Source organism: Shewanella sp. GD04112, from assembly GCF_029835735.1.
Lineage (GTDB): Bacteria > Pseudomonadota > Gammaproteobacteria > Enterobacterales > Shewanellaceae > Shewanella.
Map to the genome: position 1 here is coordinate 2,649,684 of NZ_JAOEAL010000001.1, position 18,267 is coordinate 2,667,950.

Genomic DNA, 18,267 nt, shown 5'->3' on the forward strand with positions numbered 1-18,267 from the left:
CGCGTGATTTGCCATTGATAAGACCAAAACCTATTTATAAGCGCTTTTAGTCTCGCTTAAGCGAGGCTAAATAGTTGAGCATTTTATCCGCCAGTTGCGGCAGTTCGACCACATGATGGATAACGCCGCGTTTAATCGCTTCCCTTGGCATACCAAACACCACACAGCTCTGTTCCCCCTGAGCAAAGGTTTTGCCCCCCTGCTGGTCGATTAATGCCATGCCATCGGCACCATCTTTGCCCATTCCTGTGAGGATAGCCGCCGTGGTATTGGCCCCCGCACACGCCGCAACCGAATTAAACAACACATCCACCGAGGGCCTATGGCCGCTAACCTTATCACCTTGGGTCAAACGGGTCTTAAAACTGCCGCCGACCTTAATCACTTCTAAGTGCTGATCTCCGGGCGCAATATACACATAACAGGGCAATAAACGTTCGCCATCATCGGCTTGCTTAACATTCAAACGGGTAAGTTTATTTAGCCGCTCAGCAAAGGTGCGGGTAAAGCCCGGCGGCATATGTTGGGTGATCACTATCGGTGGCATGACTGCAGGAAACTGTTGCAACAGATATAAAATGGCTTCAGTGCCGCCCGTCGAAGCGCCAATTGCCAGTAGTTGAGTATTGATCACGCGATTTGCAAGGTTGGGTTTTAGGCTTGGCGGAGTCGCAGCAACGGGTTGAGTGCGTTGGGTTTTCAGCTTAGCATTCGCCGCCGATTTAATTTTCTCCAGAATCAAATCTTGATATTCATTAAAATCCTGGGGGGAGTCTAATTTCGGTTTAGGGATAAAATCCACCGCACCTAATCCTAGCGCGTTGAAGGTGGCATCGGCGCCCTCTTCGGTTAATGAGGAAATCATTACCACCGCTGTAGGTCTGGCCTTCATCAATCGGTCTAAAAAGGTCAGCCCATCCACCTTGGGCATTTCAATATCTAATGTAATCACATCGGGGCGATGCTGTTTCACCATATCCTTGGCCATATAAGCATCGGCGGCCATACCCACCAAAGATAACTCAGGATCAGCCTCGATCATTTTGCCCAATAGGTTACGGATCAGTGCCGAATCATCTACCACTAGTACTTTTATCGTCATCGCTTAGTCACCAAAAAATTCTACATCTCCGCCACTGGGCAAATTCCTGATCCGTAGGCGATATTCACTTTCCCTGTCCATAATGGTGCTGTTATGCATCGTTTTGATTTTTCGTACTTTGACTAATCCCGTCCCGGGGAAGAAATATACTTTTCGAGGATAAAAATCGAGTAAATCCGCTGCCAATATTGGAATTTGCTCCACCTGCAAATACTCGAGCACAAACTCCGCATTGCGCTCCCCAATATTATGGGCGGTGATCCCGTTGAGCATGTTGCCGCCACCAAACACTTTAGCGACCAAGGCGCGGCGCCGCGCACCGAGTTTGAGCAACTCGTTAATCAGCAACTCCATGGCGTATACACCGTAGCGGGCCGAATCGGTTAATATCCCAGAACTGTTGCCATTATCGCTCGGTAATAAAAAATGGTTCATTCCCCCAATTCTTAAGTCAGGATCATAGAGGCATACTGAAATGCATGAGCCTAACACTGTGACTATCATGGTTTGATCCCGTGTGGCGTAGAATTCTCCTGGTAGAATTTTTACGGCGTCACAGCCAAAATGATGGTCAAAATACCGATTCGGCTCGATAACAGGGTACTCAATATTCGGTTTTGGCACTCAAGCTCCCTTTACCGCCTTGTAGGTTGTTTGGCCCACGGGCTTAATGATCTGGGGGAACATATTAAAGTTCTCCGAATGGCCAGCGATGTAGAGACCATCGTCGGCAAGGGAAAGCATCATATGTTTAAGAATGCTTTCCTGCGTTATTTTATCGAAATAAATCATGACATTGCGACAAAAAATCACATCGATGGGCGTCTTGATTGACCAAAACTCATCGACCAAATTAAGCCGCGTAAAATGCAACATCTGTTTAAGTTCAGGGACCACGCGCACATTGCCTTGTTGTGCCCCACGTCCACGCTGAAAAAACGCCTTCTTGCGCTCGGCACTCACCGCCTCGATACGCTCGATGGGGTAAATCCCCGTTTGCGCCTTGTATAACACCCGACTGTCGATATCGGAGGCGACGATTTCGATGGGAGTGTTAAAACGGCCAAAATGCTCCGCAACCACCATGGCAATCGAATAAGGCTCTTCCCCAGTACTGCTGGCCGCACACCAGATCCTTTTGGTGTGCGGATGAGCCTGCAAATATTGCCTTAAAATCTCAAAGTGATGCGGCTCGCGAAAGAATGCCGTCTGGTTAGTGGTCAGCGCATTAATAAACTCCTGGTGCTCACCCTCGTTTGCCTGCAAATACTCGAAATACGCGGTAAATCCCGCTAACTTCAGCGCCCTGATCCGCCGGACTAAGCGGCTGTACACCATAGCGTCTTTACTGTCGGCTAACTTAATCCCGGCAAATTGATACAGCCGTGTCTTCACCGTATTAAAGTGCGCCGCCGTAAAAACAAACTCTTTCCCTAGAGGTTGATGTTCGCTCAATCAAAAATCTTCCCATTCGTCTTGGTCGGCTTTATTGACCTTTGGCGCCATCGCCTTAGGTTTCACGGGCATGCGAGTCACTGTCGATGGCGGTTGCTTAACCGCTAACTTTTTGGTGCTCGCCACGGATTTGGGCGCAGCGCTGGTGTCTTCATCCACGGTAAAGTTCGCCACACTGTCGGCTAACTGCTGCGCCTGTGACTGCATGCTTTCGGCTGCGGCGGCGGCTTCTTCCACTAAGGCCGCGTTTTGCTGCGTCATTTCATCCATTTGTACTACGGCTTTGCTGATCTCATCGATGCCGATGGCCTGCTCATTCGAGGCCGAGGCAATTTCGGCCATAATATCGTTCACCCGTTTAATGGCGATGACGATTTCTTTCATAGTATCGCCGGATTTGCCGACTAAACTGTTGCCACTCTCGATTTTGGTCACAGAGTCTGAGATCAAGGCCTTAATGTCCTTGGCCGCGTTGGCCGAACGTTGTGCCAGGCTTCTCACCTCTGAGGCCACCACCGCAAATCCACGGCCTTGCTCGCCGGCTCTGGCCGCTTCGACCGCGGCATTAAGCGCTAAGATATTGGTTTGGAAGGCAATGCCATCGATAACCCCAATAATATCGGCGATCTTACGTGCCGATTCGTTAATCGATGCCATGGTTTGCACCACTTGCTGGATAAGCTCGCCCCCATCGACGGCAACGTCGGCGGCCTTAGAGGCAAGTGCATTGGCTTGACTGGCGTTATCGGCATTTAACTTCACTGTGCCCGTCAGCTCTTCCATACTCGCTGAGGTTTGTTCAAGACTCGATGCTTGCTCCTCGGTACGACTCGATAAATCGGCATTGCCCTGGGCGATTTCAGAAGAGGCGGTATTGATGGTATCGGCGGCTTTTTGAATGTCTCTTATCATGTAAGAGAGCTTTTCAGCCGTTTGATTTGAATAGTTTTTCAAATCATTAAAGGTGCCTTCGTAATCGTTATAGATACGCGTGGTTAAATCACCTTCGGCGAGCGCCATCAACACCCGCGCCACATCCTGCAAACCGCGATCCGAGGTTTCAATCAAGGCATTGAGGCTATTGGCGAGCATCAAGAAGAAGCCCTGCTTACCTTGCGTCTCGGCCCGTTGGGAGAAATCCCCCGCCGCAGCCGCATTGACGATGCGCGAGATTTCTTGCTCGATTTGCACTTCGACCGTACGGTCCAGCCATTCGACGACAGAGCCTAACCGCTCACCCGTTTTAGAAATAATCGGGCTTGCGGTTAAGCGGAAGTGACAACTGGCCACTTTGATCTGCGATTCATATTTACGATCGAGCTTGTCTAACAGACTGGCTTGATGGGCTGGATTCTTATGGAAAATATCCATCGAGCTGCCAAGAATTTTATCCACGGAGAAATGCGGCAGCGCTTGTCTTATCTCACTCTCAGATTGGCGCAGCATCGATTCCACCGAGCGGTTCATATAGATAATGGTGCGGTTGGCATCGGCGATCATCACATTGGTACTAGTATTATTCAGCGCCTCTAAAATGCGCTGCGTCGCCCGCTCGGACTCTATGCTCTCTGTTCTATCAATCCATTCAACGCCCGTGCCTAAGTGCTTATTTTCACGTGTGATAATGGGTGTGAGGATCAGCTTAAAAGTCCGTTTACCTATGGTGATTTGCGCCGTATGGGATTGGGTAAGGCGCTCGAGCATATTGCGTTGATGAGCCGGATTTTTATGGAAAATATCGATATTACTGCCCACCACCTTGGCCACAGAGAACTGCGGCAGCTCTTTGCGAATATCCGCCTCGGCCTCGGATAACATATTCAATACCGCTTTATTGGCGTAGATAATATTGCGGTTGCTGTCGGCGATCATAAAGCTGTTGCCGCTGTTATCTAATAATTGGAAATAGCGTTGCAGCTCTTCTTCCTTTTGCTGGCGCGCCTCTTCATTTCCAAACACATTGAAAATACCCATTATGATTACTCCTGATCAGACAGACTATTTGCATCAATTAGACCCAGCTCATCACTGCTGATCAGAGCCTGTATATTTACCAAAATGATCATCTTGTCTTCTACCGTGGCCAGCCCCTTAAGGTAACGGCTATCGAAGGCCACCCCAAACTCGGGAGCGGGTAGAATTTCTTCGGCGGCGAGTTTAATCACATCCGACACCGCGTCGACGACAATCCCGACGATACGGTCAAACACATTCAACATAATGACGATGGTGAACTCGTTGTAGGTCGCACTGCCCACGGCAAACTTCATCCTTAAATCGACAATCGGAACGATATCGCCCCTGAGATTGAGCACGCCTTTGATAAAACTCGGCGCATTGGCAATTTTGGTGACGGGTTCATAACCGCGGATCTCCTTCACCGACATAATGTCGAGCGCGTAATGTTCTTCACCCAGCACAAAGCTTAAAAACTCGACCTCATCGTGGACGCTATATTCCTGCTTACTCGCCGTGTTCGTGCGGTTATCCATTGCGACATCCTTAGTTAATTTTTGATATGCAGTGCAAGTGATTCAACATCGAGGATCAAGGCCACGCTGCCATCGCCCATGATGGTCGCCCCCGATACACCGGGGATCCGCCGATAGTGTTTTTCAAGGCTCTTGATCACCACTTGTTGCTGCCCGACGAGTGCATCGACACACAGGCCAAAGCGTTTATTATTGCTTTCGAGCAAGACCACTATGCCGGCTTCTGGCGTCTTGGCTTGGGGTTCTATTTCCATTAATTGATAGAGGTTTAGCAGGGGTAAATATTCTTCCCGCACCCTGAGTAACCGCTCTTTAGCCAAAAATTTAAGCTGCTCGGTTTGTGGCTGTATCGATTCAATAATGTGCACTAAGGGCAAGATATAGATTTGATTGCCCACGCTGACACTCATGCCATCGACTATGGCTAAGGTAAGAGGAAGCTGGATTTCGAAGGTCGCGCCCTCGCCCGCAACGGAATCAATATCGATGCGACCGCCTAAGGCCTCAATATTCTTGCGCACCACATCCATACCCACGCCGCGACCAGAGACATCGGTGACCTCAGCGGCCGTTGAGAACCCCGCGGCAAAGATCAATTGCCATACTTGCTTGTCCGTCATGTTCTCAGGCAGTGCCATGCCATTTTCCCGGGCCTTTTGCAAAATGCGCTCGCGGTTTAAACCGCCGCCATCATCGTGAACGGCGATCACTATACTGCCGCCACGCTGACTCGCCTTAAGGGACAACACACCGACCTCACTTTTACCTGCCGCGACTCTTTTTTCTGGCTTTTCAATACCATGGTCTAGACTGTTGCGTACGAGATGGGTCAAAGGGTCGACCAACTTTTCGATCATTCCCTTATCAATTTCAGTGTTACCGCCTTCAATCACCAGAGTGACATTTTTGCCAAGCTGCTCCGACAAATCCCGCACCAAACGATGGAAACGGTTAAACACGAACGACACGGGTAACATGCGCACCGACATCACGGCTTCCTGCATTTCCCGGGTATTGCGCTCTAACTCATTGAGCGCGGTTTTAAGCCGCTCACCTAATTCACCGCCCAGTTCATTGCCTATAAGAGTGAGCATGGATTGGGTGATCACCAATTCACCCGCCAGATTAACTAAGGTATCTATCTTGGAGGTTTCCACCCTCAAGGTGGCATCTTGAGTCGATGTGCTCGCCTTTTTCGCCACTTGGCTAGAGGCAGCTGGTGTTGCTGATGTCGTATTCATCGCAGGGGATGAAGCTAAATGGGTTTGCGCCTCCAGTTTTACATCCGTAGTCGCTTGAGATTTAAGTTGGGCGCTGTCTTTAGGCGGCTTTTTTGAACGAGCCGTTTTGGCGTCAGATTGTTCAACCAAGGTTTTATATACCGGCTTATCAGTTACTTGCACATTCTGAATCGGTGTTGATAACGCGTCCAACTCATTTGCAAAACTCTCTGCTGTCAGTGATTCAAAAAAGCCGTAACCTAATTCATCGTCACTCACAGCAGCATGGGTTGCGGAATCTGCAGCGTTTGAATGAATATCCTCGACGCGGATTTCCTTTGCGGTATAAGCCTCGTCAAAAAAGCCGAAATGTTCCGTTTCATCGACCAGCCCCAGCTCGACTTCATCTTCAAAAAAACCAAAACTCGCATCTTCTTGTGATGCCGAATTGGTTGATACCGCAGCAGGTTTCTCTTGGTTAGCGGTCTCGACAACCTTGGCCGCCTGGGTCGAAAACGGCTCACCATTTAACGCCGCCACTAACTGGTTTTTAGCAAACTCCACCTGTTGCCAATCGATAGGTTCTTCCTCTCGATAGAGATTTAAAATATGCGACAGGGTATCGACGGTACGAAGCAAGAGATCAATGACGGAGGATGACAGCTCAAACGTGCCCTTTCGGGTTTTATCGAGCAAATTCTCCATTACGTGAGTCACACTGGTCAGCGCGGTAAAACCAAAGATTCCACTGCCCCCTTTAATCGAATGGGCGGCACGGAAGATGGTATTTAGTTCTTCGGGATCGGGGGCGGCTAAATCTAATGCAAGGAGCAATTGCTCCATATTTTCAAGATGTTCGTGGCTTTCTTCAAAAAAAACCTGATGGAACTCTGCCATATTAATGGACATAGCACACCCCGACCTAAGTTAGCCCAGCACTTTGGCTGTGATAGCTAATAACTTTTGGGGGTCAAAGGGCTTGACCATCCATCCCGTGGCGCCAGCGGCTCGTCCTTGGGCCTTCATATCTTCACCGGCTTCAGTGGTCAGCATCACAATCGGCGTGCGTATAAAGGCCGACATGCCTCTGAGGGATTTGATTAAGGTTAAGCCATCCATACGGGGCATATTTTGATCCGTCAAAATAAAATCGAATCGTTGCCCACCGCATAAATCTAAGGCTTCACGGCCATCCTTTGCTAATACGACTTGGTAATTGGCCGACTTTAATGTCGCCTCGACCATCTGTCTAATCGCGGCCGAGTCATCAACAATTAATATTTTTTTGCTCATTTACAATTCCATTATGACTTTAGTTTTATTTCCTGGAGCCACTAATTCATAGCTCTTACAAAGAGACTTGACTAATAAAAGCCCACGACCCGAAATTTGAAACCAATCTGTTGATGCAGCCTGCTCTTTGGGGATATAACCCTCACCACTGTCGGACACGATAATCTTGAGTTCATTTAACTGTGCATGCCATTCGAGCTCGACCTTGACCCAGTCAGAAGCGATCAATTTGTCTATGCTGCCTTCACGTATACTGTGGTACAGTTCAAAGCTCTCGGGATCATTTTTAAGTCGCGAGTCTAACTTAAGCACACCATGGTCCACTGCGTTGGTAACTAACTCAGAAACAACAGTAAATACCCTCTGACTAAACGTAGTAGAAAACCCAAAAATATTCAAAAACTGATTCAGTGAATTTAAATAATCGACATTTAACAGCATTGACCCCATCATTTTTATCGCCCAAGCAAACTCCCCTTTCATGCATATTTGACTCGATTTATGTTCTCGTTCTCGATACCAGTTATTTAATAACTCAAAATCGAGTACGCAGACGGCAATATCATCGGTTATCTCATGTTCAAAAATACTTTTGAGTTTTGCTTTAAGGTGCTCGGTTAAATCGCGGCCGTAAAAACTCAGCAGTGAAATCACGCTATCCATGCCAAAAAAAACACCGCCTTTACTCTGTTGCTCGATTAAACCGTCACTAAGTAGACAAATTCGGCCAGTTTTAGGGATCGGGAATGTAGCAATATTAGCGATAAACGAACTAGGCGATAAAATACCCAGCGCCATATTTTTAGAGCGATATCTTTGTATATGGTCCAGCTCGCTATGCCCGGTTGAACCCTCAAACTCATCTTGGTAAAGCAGTGCATCCGGCATACCGCCATTCCAAAGATGTATCTGATTCTTAAAGAAATCGACTTCCAATACCATAGCAGCAACAAAACGATCGCCGGGGCTGTCTTCATACACGTTGGCATTGAGCTCGTAAATCAAACTCACCAAATTAAAGCCTTTCGCTACCATAGCTCTGAAGGTATTCGCCACCCGTAAAATCGGCATGGCCGCGCTTAAACCATGGCCAGTGGAGTCGGCTATGATTAAAAAGAAATTACCGTTAGGTCCCACGGTATTGAGAATAATATCGCCGCTAAAATTGGCACTGGCTTGAGTAAACGTTTTGACAAAATCGTAAGTGACATTACCGATATTGACCAGATGCTCAAATAAGTGCCTCGCCATTTGTTCTTCGCGGGCTTTTTGATATAGCATCTTTTCTAAAATAGAGCGTTGTTGCTTAACTTGTTTCTCTAAGGAAAAATGTGCGAGCAGGCCTTCAACTTTATGCCAAAATAGCTCTAAATTAATTGGTTTAATAATGTAATCGAGGGCGCCTAATCTAAAACAAGATAATATTTTTTGATACTCATTATCAGCGCTGATCACAATCACTGGTACAGGTGACTCGCAATATCTTAATTTTTCTAATAACGTTAAAGCTGAACCGTCGGGTAGAAAATAATCCAATAAGATAAGCTCAATATTCTGCTGGTAAATTTCCTCACTGGCCTCTTCTAAACTACAACAAGTGATCACCCCCCAACCTTTACTGTGAATAAACGCGGTAATAATTTGGTTTGTCACTAGGTCATCTTCAATGACCAAAATATAGCGTTGGCTTTTAGGCACTTATACATCCCGTTCGACAAGATACAAACGACCCATATTAGCTATGTTGATAATTTCTTCCGCTTGACCGTGCAAACCTCGAATCGCCGTGCTGATCTGTCGCTCCAACGCTTTTCGATGCAGCAACACCATCATTCCAAGGGCCGAGCTATCAATGTAAAGCACGCGGCTAAAATCCAGCACTAAGTGCTTAATGTCCTCTTCGAGAAAGGCCTTTTGATAATCGTTGGTGAATTTTTTATGGTGATAAAAATCAAAACGTTCCGGCAAAGAGATGTAGAAAATATTAGCCATCACAATGTCCCTATTTAGAAAAGCTCAATTTCACCGCAACTGATTTGACTTGCTGATACTGGGTTATGGGTATTTTTACGCCGACCACTGATCTGGGATACCAGACCATCACACTGTTCGTCGAATTCTTCAGGCGACATCGCGGTGACACTATTTAAGGACTCCCGCAAATGTTGCAGCGTCTGATTGGTGTAAATCATACTTTGGGAGGTGATATCGCTAAATTGTAAGCCACGAATAGCGTCTGCAATGGCGCTTTCCAATTCATGGGCAGAGGCATCAATTCTGTCAATCACTGCGGCATCTTTTTCTGCTTTAACAATGATTTGCTCCAGCGCGGTATCGAGATCTTTTTTCGCCTCAATAATGTAAGACATATCCTGAGCAGCCACTTTACTCACTTGATGGGTGAGCTGCTCGATTTGCACTTGAATGGTATGTAACTGTTTTTGAATACTTTCGCTAAAGCCTGCACTGCGATTAGATAAGGCGCGCACTTCATCGGCCACCACGGCAAAGCCCCTGCCCGCATCGCCCGCGCGGGCGGCTTCAATGGCCGCATTTAAGGCTAATAGATTAGTTTGCGAAGAGATTTGGTCTATATCCTTGAGTGCCTTCATCGCCTGAGGCATAGATTCATAAATCACATTGACCTTTTCGAGCAGATCGATATTGGATGCAGACATCTCAATGGTCGATTGAATAAAACGCTCTAGCGTCATCGAAGTGTTATTGGCAAATAGCTTCATCTGCTCTGAGTGAAAGATTTCTTCATCATCGGCGCTATGAACCAATGCTGAGATAAACTCGCTTTGCTCGTGCATTAATTTACCTAAGCCATCGAAGGCGCCACCGAGTAAATCAACCGCATCCGACTGTACCGACAGCACATCGTCGATACTCTGCTCGCAGGTCTTTAATGACACTGACACTTCTTGATAGAGATTAAGCTGATCTTGCCAGTCGCCGCTCGCTGCGGAAGTGGCAAAGGAGTGAGGTATGGGTTGAGAGGCTGAGGATTGTCGATAGAATTGCCAACCGAGCATGATAATCACGGCAACTAAGGTACTCAGCGTAAAACTGACTAAGCTGCCGATAAAATATCCTATTACTGCTGCAAACACTGCAACAATGCCATCCTTGTATGTCATAGAGACTTCGCAATTATTGATCTGTGATTAAAAAGTAGTTTCATATTCAGGGGTTTTCAAACGACTAACTGATTTTTTTCGCTCAAATCAGCACGGCGTGCGCAAAAATTGTACGAATAGTGATTTGGCGCCAACTAAATCAGTAGAACGGCTTTTTTATCAGGCGAATGGCTGATTAACTCATAGACTTGTCTAGTGGATACATAAACTTAGCTGTGCAGCCTGCAAAGCCTAGGTTACACTGGCGTTGTCTTCGACTGGGATGGGATCATTTATGAGTCAACGTACATTACACTCCTTATTTAAACCCACATCCGTAGCCATTATTGGCGCCTCCAATAGTGAGAAACGCGCCGGTAATGTGCTGATGAAAAACCTGCTCTCGAGCGGATTTTCTGGCCCCATCATGCCCGTGACGCCAAAATACCGCGCCGTGATGGGTGTGCTTGCCTATCCCAATATTGAAGCCTTGCCGATAAAGCCCGATCTGGCAGTCATCTGTACCCGCGCCAGTCGCGTGCCCGCCATCGTCGAAACCCTGGCGCAATTCGGCTGTAAGGTGGCGATTATCATGGCCTCCGGCATGGCGCAGGAGATGAATGAAGAAGGTGTCAGCCTGCTCAACTTGGCCATGCAACATGCAAAACGCTACGGCATGCGCATTCTTGGCCCCAATAGTTTGGGGATGTTGTTACCGCCGTTAGGGCTCAATGCCAGTTTGGCCCACGCCAGCGCCCTGCCCGGCAAAATTGCTTTTGTGTCGCAGTCTGCGGCGATTTGTACCACGGTACTGGATTGGGCCAACAACAAAGGTATTGGCTTTTCATCCTTTATCTCCCTTGGGGATGCCACCGATATTAACTTCGATGAATTGCTCGATTTCCTCGGCCGTGATAGCCGTACTAGTGCCATCATGTTGTATATCGACTCTGTCAATGAGAAACGCCATTTTCTCTCTGCCGCCCGCGCAGCCTCCCGCAATAAGCCCATATTAGTGATTAAATCCGGTCGCAGCGCCGAAGGAGTGCGGGCTGCCAAGTTGCATACGGGTGGCATTGGCGGTAACGATGCCGTGTACGAAGCCGCCTTTAGGCGCGCAGGTATGCTGCGGGTAAATGATTTAATTGAACTTTTTGCCGCGGTAGAAAGCCTCGCCCACTCTAATCCATTGCAGGGCGAGCGATTAGGGATTATCAGTAATGGTGGCGGCCCAGCGGTATTGGCCGTCGATGAACTTATTCTGCGCGGCGGTAAACTGGCGGAATTATCCCAAGAGACCATCGCCAAACTCGATGCCGTGTTGCCCAATACGTGGTCGAAACAAAACCCCGTCGACATTATCGGCGATGCCAACGCCAGCCGTTACGCCAGCGCACTCAATATCCTGATGGATTGTGAAGAATTAGACGCCATTTTGGTGCTGCATTCGCCGTCCGCCCTTGGTGAAAGTGTCGAGATTGCCGATGCCTTAATTAAAGTGATCCACGCGCATCCGAAGAAAAACCGCTTAAATATCCTCACCAACTGGAGCGGTGAAGACTCGGCCTATCAAGCCCGCAAACGCTTTACCAAGGGCGGCATCTCCACCTATCGCACCCCCGAAGGTGCAGTCGGCGCCTTTATGCATATGGTGGAATATCGCCGTAACCAAAAACTGTTGCAGGAAGTGCCGCAGTCGATCCCCGACAATATTCCGACCGATAGCCAAACGGCGCGAAAACTGCTGCAAGCGGCACAGGCCAAGGGCAAAGCGGTACTCGAAACCCACGAGGCCAGCCCGATTTTACGCGCCTATGGCCTCAATACTATCGACACTTGGTTTGTCAAAGATGCCGATGAGGCCGTCGCTATTGCCAATGAGGCGGGTTATCCCCTCGCGCTCAAGGTGCAATCGCCGAATATTTTGCATAAATCCGATGTCCACGGCGTCATGCTTAACCTCACCTCGGCGGAAGATATTCGCCATGCCGCCAACGCAATCACCCAGCGGGTACATCAGGCCAATCCCGACGCGATTATCGAGGGCATGATAGTGCAGAAGATGGCCTTGACCGCAGGCGCGCAGGAAATTCGGGTCGCCGTGATTAGCGATCCCGTCTTCGGTCCGGCCATCTGTTTAGGTGAAGGCGGCTCGGAGTGGGATCCGACTCAAGATGCTGCGGTCGCCTTGCCGCCACTCAATATGGCGCTGGCCCGTTACATGGTGATCCAAGCCTTAAAGACCCATAAATTAAAGGACAGGCATTTACCACTGGGGCTGGATATGAACGCCCTATGCGTGATGCTGACGCAAATTTCCCACATCATCATTGACTGCCCAGAAATAGCATCGTTAGATCTTAACCCTGTGCTGGCGGCGGGAGAAAACATCACCCTGCTCGATGTGAATATCCGTCTGCACGATGCCAATACCGATAACACCTCGCGTCTTGCCATCATGCCCTATCCCAAGGAATTAGAGGAGTTTGCCGAGCTTAAAAATGGTCTTAAGGTCATGCTGCGTCCGATCCTGCCCGAGGATGAGCCCAAGCATTTGGCCTTTGATAATTCCCTCTCCGATGAAGACAGGTACAAACGCTACTTTGGCGTGCGCTCTAAGATGACCCACGAGGAAATGGCGGTACTGACCCAAATCGACTATGCCCGCGAAATGGCGTTTATCGCCACCGCCAAGGGACCGGACGGTGATGACATCACCCTAGGTGCGGTCAGGGCCTCCATCGATCCCGACAATACCGAAGCCGAATTTGCCATGGCGGTACGGGGCGATCACCAAGGTATTGGGCTGGGTAAATTACTGCTCGAAAAATTGATTAAATACTATCAAGCCAATGACACCCCAGTGCTAACGGGCTTTACCATGTTTGAAAACCGCAATATGGCAAGCCTTGCCAAGAGCTTAGGCTTTAAGGTTACCTTCGATATGGAAGAACATTTGATCAAAATGCATATGGATCTTAAGGCGCCCAACGCCAATAAGAGTCAATAGCGCGAAGCAAACTTCGCCCCGCTGGACACAATAAAAAACGCCGCACTCAAAAGATGCGGCGTTTTTCTATTTATCATGCATTTATCGCTAGCGTGATGCCCTCAACTCCGACGAATACTCGTCCTATGGCTTTGGTTTTTTATGCACGCCTTTAAGCAGAAACACTAAGGGCACGGCGGATAACGTCACCCACATCATTAACCTAAAGTCCTGCAAATAGGCCAAGGTCGCCGCCTGACGATTCACTTCGGCATTGAGTAAGGCTATGCCCTGTGTCGTCGATAAATCAACGGCATGAAGATCAACGGCGTGCTTGAGCGCAAAACTAAAGGGATGAATGTAATCGGCAAACGCCGCATGATTCATCTGTGTGTGCTGGGCAAGATAGGTGATCACCACGGAGATCCCTATACTGCTGCCGATATTTCGCATCAGACTAAAGAGCGCAGTCCCCTCATTACGGTATTTTGCCGCTAAGGTTGCAAAGGTAATGGTCGAGAGTGGCACAAAGATAAAGCCCAAGCCAAGGCCTTGGATAACCCCAGTTCGCACTATATCCCAGCCGGTAATATTGGTGTTAAAGCCCGTCATCTCCCATAGGGACAAAATGGTGAGCATCAAACCTAAAAAGATTTGGTAACGTACATCCACTTTGCCGGCGAGCTTACCCACAGTCATCATGGCGATCATAGTGCCGACGCCCCTTGGCGCCAGCAAGTAACCCACATCAATCACAGGATAACCTAACAGGGTCTGCATAAAAGGCGGCAATAAGGCCATGGTCGCCAGCAGAATAATCCCGATGATAAAAATGAAGATAAGCCCGACACTGAAGTTTCTGTCCTTAAACAGCCCAGGCTCAATAAAGGGATGTTTATGGGTAAAGATATGGGCAATAAACAGATAAAACGCCATGCCAGCAATTATGGCTTCGATAACGATTTCACGACTGGAAAACCAATCGAGGGATTCTCCCCTATCGAGCAACATTTGCAGGGCGCCAATGGCCAGACTCAACATGGCAAAACCGAGTAAATCGAACTTGCGGCTATGGTCCAGCGGCGTTTCTTTCACATAGGCGGCAAGACCAAACCAAGCCAATAGCCCAAAAGGCAGGTTGATATAGAACACCCAGCGCCAGTTGTAATACTCAGTTAACCAACCACCGAGGGATGGTCCCAAAATCGGCCCGACCATCACACCAACACCCCAAAGGGCCATGGCCGAACCATGGCGCTCTGGCGGGTAACTGTCGAGTAATACCGATTGGGATAAAGGCACTAAACTGGCACCAAACACCCCTTGCAATAAGCGAAATAACACAATTTGCTCAAGGTTTTGCGCCGCACCGCACAGCATAGAGGCAATCGTAAAGCCCACCACTGCCCACATAAATACCCGTTTACGCCCAATCCTGGCGGTTAAAAAACCCGTCAGCGGCATAAAAATCGCCGCGGCCACAATATAGGAGGTTAACACCCAAGAGATCTGATCCTGAGTCGCCCCCATGCTGCCCTGCATATGGGGCAAGGCCACGTTGGCAATCGTTGTATCCAGCGCCTGCATAATGGTCGCTAGCATCACCGAAAGCGTGATAAACCCAAGATGTTGCTCGTGCTTTTTGGTATCGGTTTGCAAAGCACCGCTCGCGTTAACGGCCTCAGCTTGGGCATGGTCTTGCCCTGCCATCACTTGCTGACTCACAGACTAAAACCCAACAACTGACGTTGATATTCAGTATCGATATCCACCACGGCGCTTAATCCGGCGCGCAGCGGCGCCTCGGGCAGCGCGGTATCAATGGCAATTCGCACCGGAACGCGCTGGGCGATTTTCACCCAGTTGCCGGTTGCATTTTGCGCGGGGATCAGCGAGAACTCTGCACCCGTTGCGGGACTTAAACTCTCGACCGTACCTTGCCAGTGATTATCGGGAAAGGTATCGATATGGATATTGACCTTTTGCCCGGGTTTGACGTGGGTTAAATCGGTTTCGGTGAAGTTCGCCTCAATCCAGAGGGCATGATCGGCTACCAGCGCGAGGGCAATGGCGCCAACATTCACATATTGTCCTAGCTTTGGCAGTTGGCTGACGACGCCTGATACTGGGGCTTTAATCTCCACGCGGCTTAAATCAAGCTTGGCTTCATTTAATTGGGCTAAGGCTTCTAAATAGCTGGGATGTTGTTCAATCGGAAAATCGGGGCTGCCGCCTAAGCTTTCGGCGATGCGGTGTAAGTCTTTTTGCAGGGTCTGAATATTCTGCCGCGCAATATCGGTATTTTGCCTTGCATCTTCAAGCTGAGATTCAGACACAAAGTGTTTACCGATCAAATTCTCCTGCCGCTTTTGCTCTTTCTCCGCAAAGGCTAACTTGGTCTCTGCCAGAGTGATTTCGGCTTGCTTCTCATGGTAACTCGCCTTGAGTACCGCTAAATCCGTCTTGACCTGTGCCAATTTGGCACTCGCCTTATCGACCATCACCTTAAACATGGCATCGTCGAGGCGAAACAACACTTTCCCCTTCTCAACCCTTTGGTTTTCAACCACATACAAGCTGTCGACATTCCCAGCCACTTGCGCGCTTACGGGCACTTTATCCGCCTTTACATAGGCGTTATCGGTTTCCATATAACGGCCGCCATGCAGGTAAACCGCACCTATGGCCAGCACGGATAACAGCGGCACCACAATCAGTAATATGCCGCGCTTTTTACGCGTATTCGCTTTAGGTGCTTGAGGATTTGCGTCACTCATTACAACAACTCCAACTTCACTAAATGTCTATCACGGGGATGGGTTTATCTGCTTTGATTAAGCTGAAAAATTTTTATGGATTTGCGATAACAGCCGGATAACAGTCTCTGACTCGGCTTCATCGAATCCTTTAAAGGCTTGGGTGTACACTATGGTCACGGCACGTTCAATTTCGGCTAAATGGGGCGCGGCCGCCTCCGTCAAAAATAACTGAAAAGCGCGTCTGTCTTTGGCATCGGGTCTGCGTTCAACCAGCCCAGCATCACACAGCACATCGATTAATCTCGCGGCCGTGATAGGTTTAATTTCGAGGCGATCCGCCAGCTCAATCTGCTTAAGGCCTTCATTACGGGCGATATGCAATAAGGCTCTTGCCTGCGATAACGTCAGTGAGCAATCCGCCGTGGGCCTGTAGGTTTCTTGGAACACACGGCGCATCATGCGGGTAATATCACTTAAGAGTGCGCCTAGGGTATTTGATGAGGTTTTCATAAGCCATCCACATAGTAAGCATTGCTTATTATATGGATGACATCGAATGTAAAGCAATTGCCAGCACAATCAACAAAGGTAACAAAATGCAAAGTCAGACGGAGTAAAGGGTTAAGCTATTGATCAAATAGAGCATTAATCTTTGTTCATCGAGTGATTCCAACGACTATCTGACTCAAAGCACTTAAAGGCACAGGAATAAGTTAAGAGCGTGTATGACCTGACGCTTTGCGGTAACTCTCAACCACGGACACAATTGCGCCCATCGGATTTGGCTTCATACAGGGCTTTATCCGCTCGGCTAAACAAGGTATCGGCATCATCACCTTCCTGCAAAGACGCTAAACCGATAGACACAGTGATGGCGCCCAAGGAGAGTTTTTTATCTTTACCTATGGCTAAGCGCCGCTCAGAAATCCGCTCCCTTAGGGTTTCGGCCACTTGCAACGCATCGTGGAAATGGGTATTGGGCAACAGCACCACAAATTCTTCGCCGCCATAGCGGGCGACAAAGTCATCCCCCCGCACACATTGTTTGAGGGCGAGCGCCACATAGGCTAACACCTTATCCCCCACTTGATGGCCATAGTTGTCGTTAAACACTTTAAAGCGGTCAATATCAATGAGTAATAAGCTGCAACGGGTATGTTGCTGCTCGGCGCGGTGGATATGATCTTGAATCGCAATTTCGTAGGCGCGGCGGTTATGTAATGAGGTTAATTGGTCCGTCATCGCCGCCAAACTTAAATTTTCCATTTCGGTCTTTAAGTTTTGTACCTCTTGCCCCATGGCGCTCAGGCTCTGCTCCATGGTTTGGTTATTGACGAGTAAACTTTGCATTTCATCAATCACCCCATCCACTAACTGATTGAGCGTGCACACATCCGGCTTAGTCTGAAGCTGTAGGCCAAAGTCCGCCAGAGTGCTTGAAAATGCCTCCGTTCCCTGATTTAACTGAGTGATTTTACTGATCAGCGAGTTGATCAATATTTGAGTTTCGATTTGAACGTTCTCGATGACTTCGGGGGATTTCTCTTGAATAAAATTCTTGTACAGACTGGTATTCACCTCCTTAGTGAACACCACTTTATTCGCCAGAAAGCCATCGATAGCGCGATTTAAATCGAGATTCGTCTGGGCAAAATACTCATACCAAACCGTGTAATTCTCTGGGGTGACCGGAATATCGAGCGCCGACATTTGTGGCACGGCCAAACGCAAAATTTGCGCCGCTGAATCGAGCTCTTTAGTGGCAGCAGGAGATGACATGAGTCGCGCACCTAATGTTGTTACTTTTTTGTATAACTTAAGTTAACTCAACTGCT

Annotated in this window: 15 protein-coding genes; 1 reads left to right on the forward strand and 14 read right to left on the reverse strand. The window is 48.5% G+C overall.

Annotation, left to right across the window (positions count from 1 at the left end):
• Window positions 1–46 precede the first annotated feature (46 nt).
• Genes N7386_RS11790 through N7386_RS11835 form a run of 10 tightly spaced genes read right to left on the reverse strand, consistent with a single transcriptional unit; the run spans window position 47 to window position 10,705 of the window.
• On the reverse strand, window positions 47–1,102 hold the full coding sequence (locus N7386_RS11790; RefSeq protein WP_279768630.1) for a chemotaxis response regulator protein-glutamate methylesterase: 1,056 nt from the start codon (window positions 1,100–1,102) through the stop codon (window positions 47–49).
• Between the two features lie 3 nt (window positions 1,103–1,105).
• Complete coding sequence (gene cheD, locus N7386_RS11795) at window positions 1,106–1,726, reverse strand: chemoreceptor glutamine deamidase CheD (protein ID WP_011717164.1); 621 nt, start codon at window positions 1,724–1,726, stop codon at window positions 1,106–1,108.
• Entirely contained in the window at window positions 1,727–2,557 is an 831-nt protein-coding gene (locus tag N7386_RS11800; RefSeq protein ID WP_011717165.1) for a CheR family methyltransferase, read from the reverse strand.
• The gene (locus N7386_RS11805; RefSeq protein WP_011717166.1) at window positions 2,558–4,531 is read right to left on the reverse strand and encodes a methyl-accepting chemotaxis protein; all 1,974 of its coding nucleotides are present in this window, start codon (window positions 4,529–4,531) and stop codon (window positions 2,558–2,560) included.
• A gap of 5 nt (window positions 4,532–4,536) precedes the next feature.
• Complete coding sequence (locus tag N7386_RS11810) at window positions 4,537–5,049, reverse strand: chemotaxis protein CheW (RefSeq protein WP_011717167.1); 513 nt, start codon at window positions 5,047–5,049, stop codon at window positions 4,537–4,539.
• Window positions 5,050–5,063: 14 nt separating this feature from the next.
• A complete protein-coding gene (locus N7386_RS11815) occupies window positions 5,064–7,178 on the reverse strand; it encodes a chemotaxis protein CheA (protein WP_011717168.1) in 2,115 nt (704 codons plus the stop codon).
• Between the two features lie 18 nt (window positions 7,179–7,196).
• Window positions 7,197–7,562 (reverse strand): response regulator, encoded by a 366-nt coding sequence (locus tag N7386_RS11820; protein WP_011717169.1) that lies wholly within the window; start codon window positions 7,560–7,562, stop codon window positions 7,197–7,199.
• Window positions 7,563–9,236 (reverse strand): fused response regulator/phosphatase, encoded by a 1,674-nt coding sequence (locus tag N7386_RS11825; protein ID WP_244096560.1) that lies wholly within the window; start codon window positions 9,234–9,236, stop codon window positions 7,563–7,565.
• Between the two features lie 24 nt (window positions 9,237–9,260).
• Window positions 9,261–9,554 (reverse strand): STAS domain-containing protein, encoded by a 294-nt coding sequence (locus N7386_RS11830; protein ID WP_011717171.1) that lies wholly within the window; start codon window positions 9,552–9,554, stop codon window positions 9,261–9,263.
• A gap of 14 nt (window positions 9,555–9,568) precedes the next feature.
• Window positions 9,569–10,705 (reverse strand): methyl-accepting chemotaxis protein, encoded by a 1,137-nt coding sequence (locus N7386_RS11835; protein WP_011717172.1) that lies wholly within the window; start codon window positions 10,703–10,705, stop codon window positions 9,569–9,571.
• Window positions 10,706–10,979: 274 nt separating this feature from the next.
• Between N7386_RS11835 and N7386_RS11840 the strand changes: the two genes are divergently transcribed.
• Window positions 10,980–13,694, forward strand: a complete 2,715-nt coding sequence (locus N7386_RS11840; RefSeq protein WP_011717173.1) for an acetate--CoA ligase family protein — start codon at window positions 10,980–10,982, stop codon at window positions 13,692–13,694.
• A 123-nt stretch (window positions 13,695–13,817) separates the two neighbouring features.
• Here the strand turns inward: N7386_RS11840 and N7386_RS11845 are convergent, their stop codons facing one another.
• The 4 genes from N7386_RS11845 to N7386_RS11860 all read right to left on the reverse strand — a co-directional run bounded on the left by N7386_RS11845 (window position 13,818) and on the right by N7386_RS11860 (window position 18,211).
• Window positions 13,818–15,398, reverse strand: a complete 1,581-nt coding sequence (locus N7386_RS11845) for a DHA2 family efflux MFS transporter permease subunit (protein ID WP_011717174.1) — start codon at window positions 15,396–15,398, stop codon at window positions 13,818–13,820.
• A complete protein-coding gene (locus N7386_RS11850; protein ID WP_011717175.1) occupies window positions 15,395–16,450 on the reverse strand; it encodes an HlyD family secretion protein in 1,056 nt (351 codons plus the stop codon). The genes N7386_RS11845 and N7386_RS11850 overlap by 4 nt, the downstream gene beginning before the upstream one ends.
• 57 nt (window positions 16,451–16,507) lie before the next feature.
• Window positions 16,508–16,942 (reverse strand): MarR family transcriptional regulator, encoded by a 435-nt coding sequence (locus N7386_RS11855; protein WP_011717176.1) that lies wholly within the window; start codon window positions 16,940–16,942, stop codon window positions 16,508–16,510.
• A gap of 240 nt (window positions 16,943–17,182) precedes the next feature.
• Window positions 17,183–18,211: a GGDEF domain-containing protein gene (locus N7386_RS11860; RefSeq protein ID WP_011717177.1), complete on the reverse strand. Its 1,029-nt coding sequence runs from the start codon at window positions 18,209–18,211 to the stop codon at window positions 17,183–17,185.
• Window positions 18,212–18,267 lie beyond the last annotated feature (56 nt).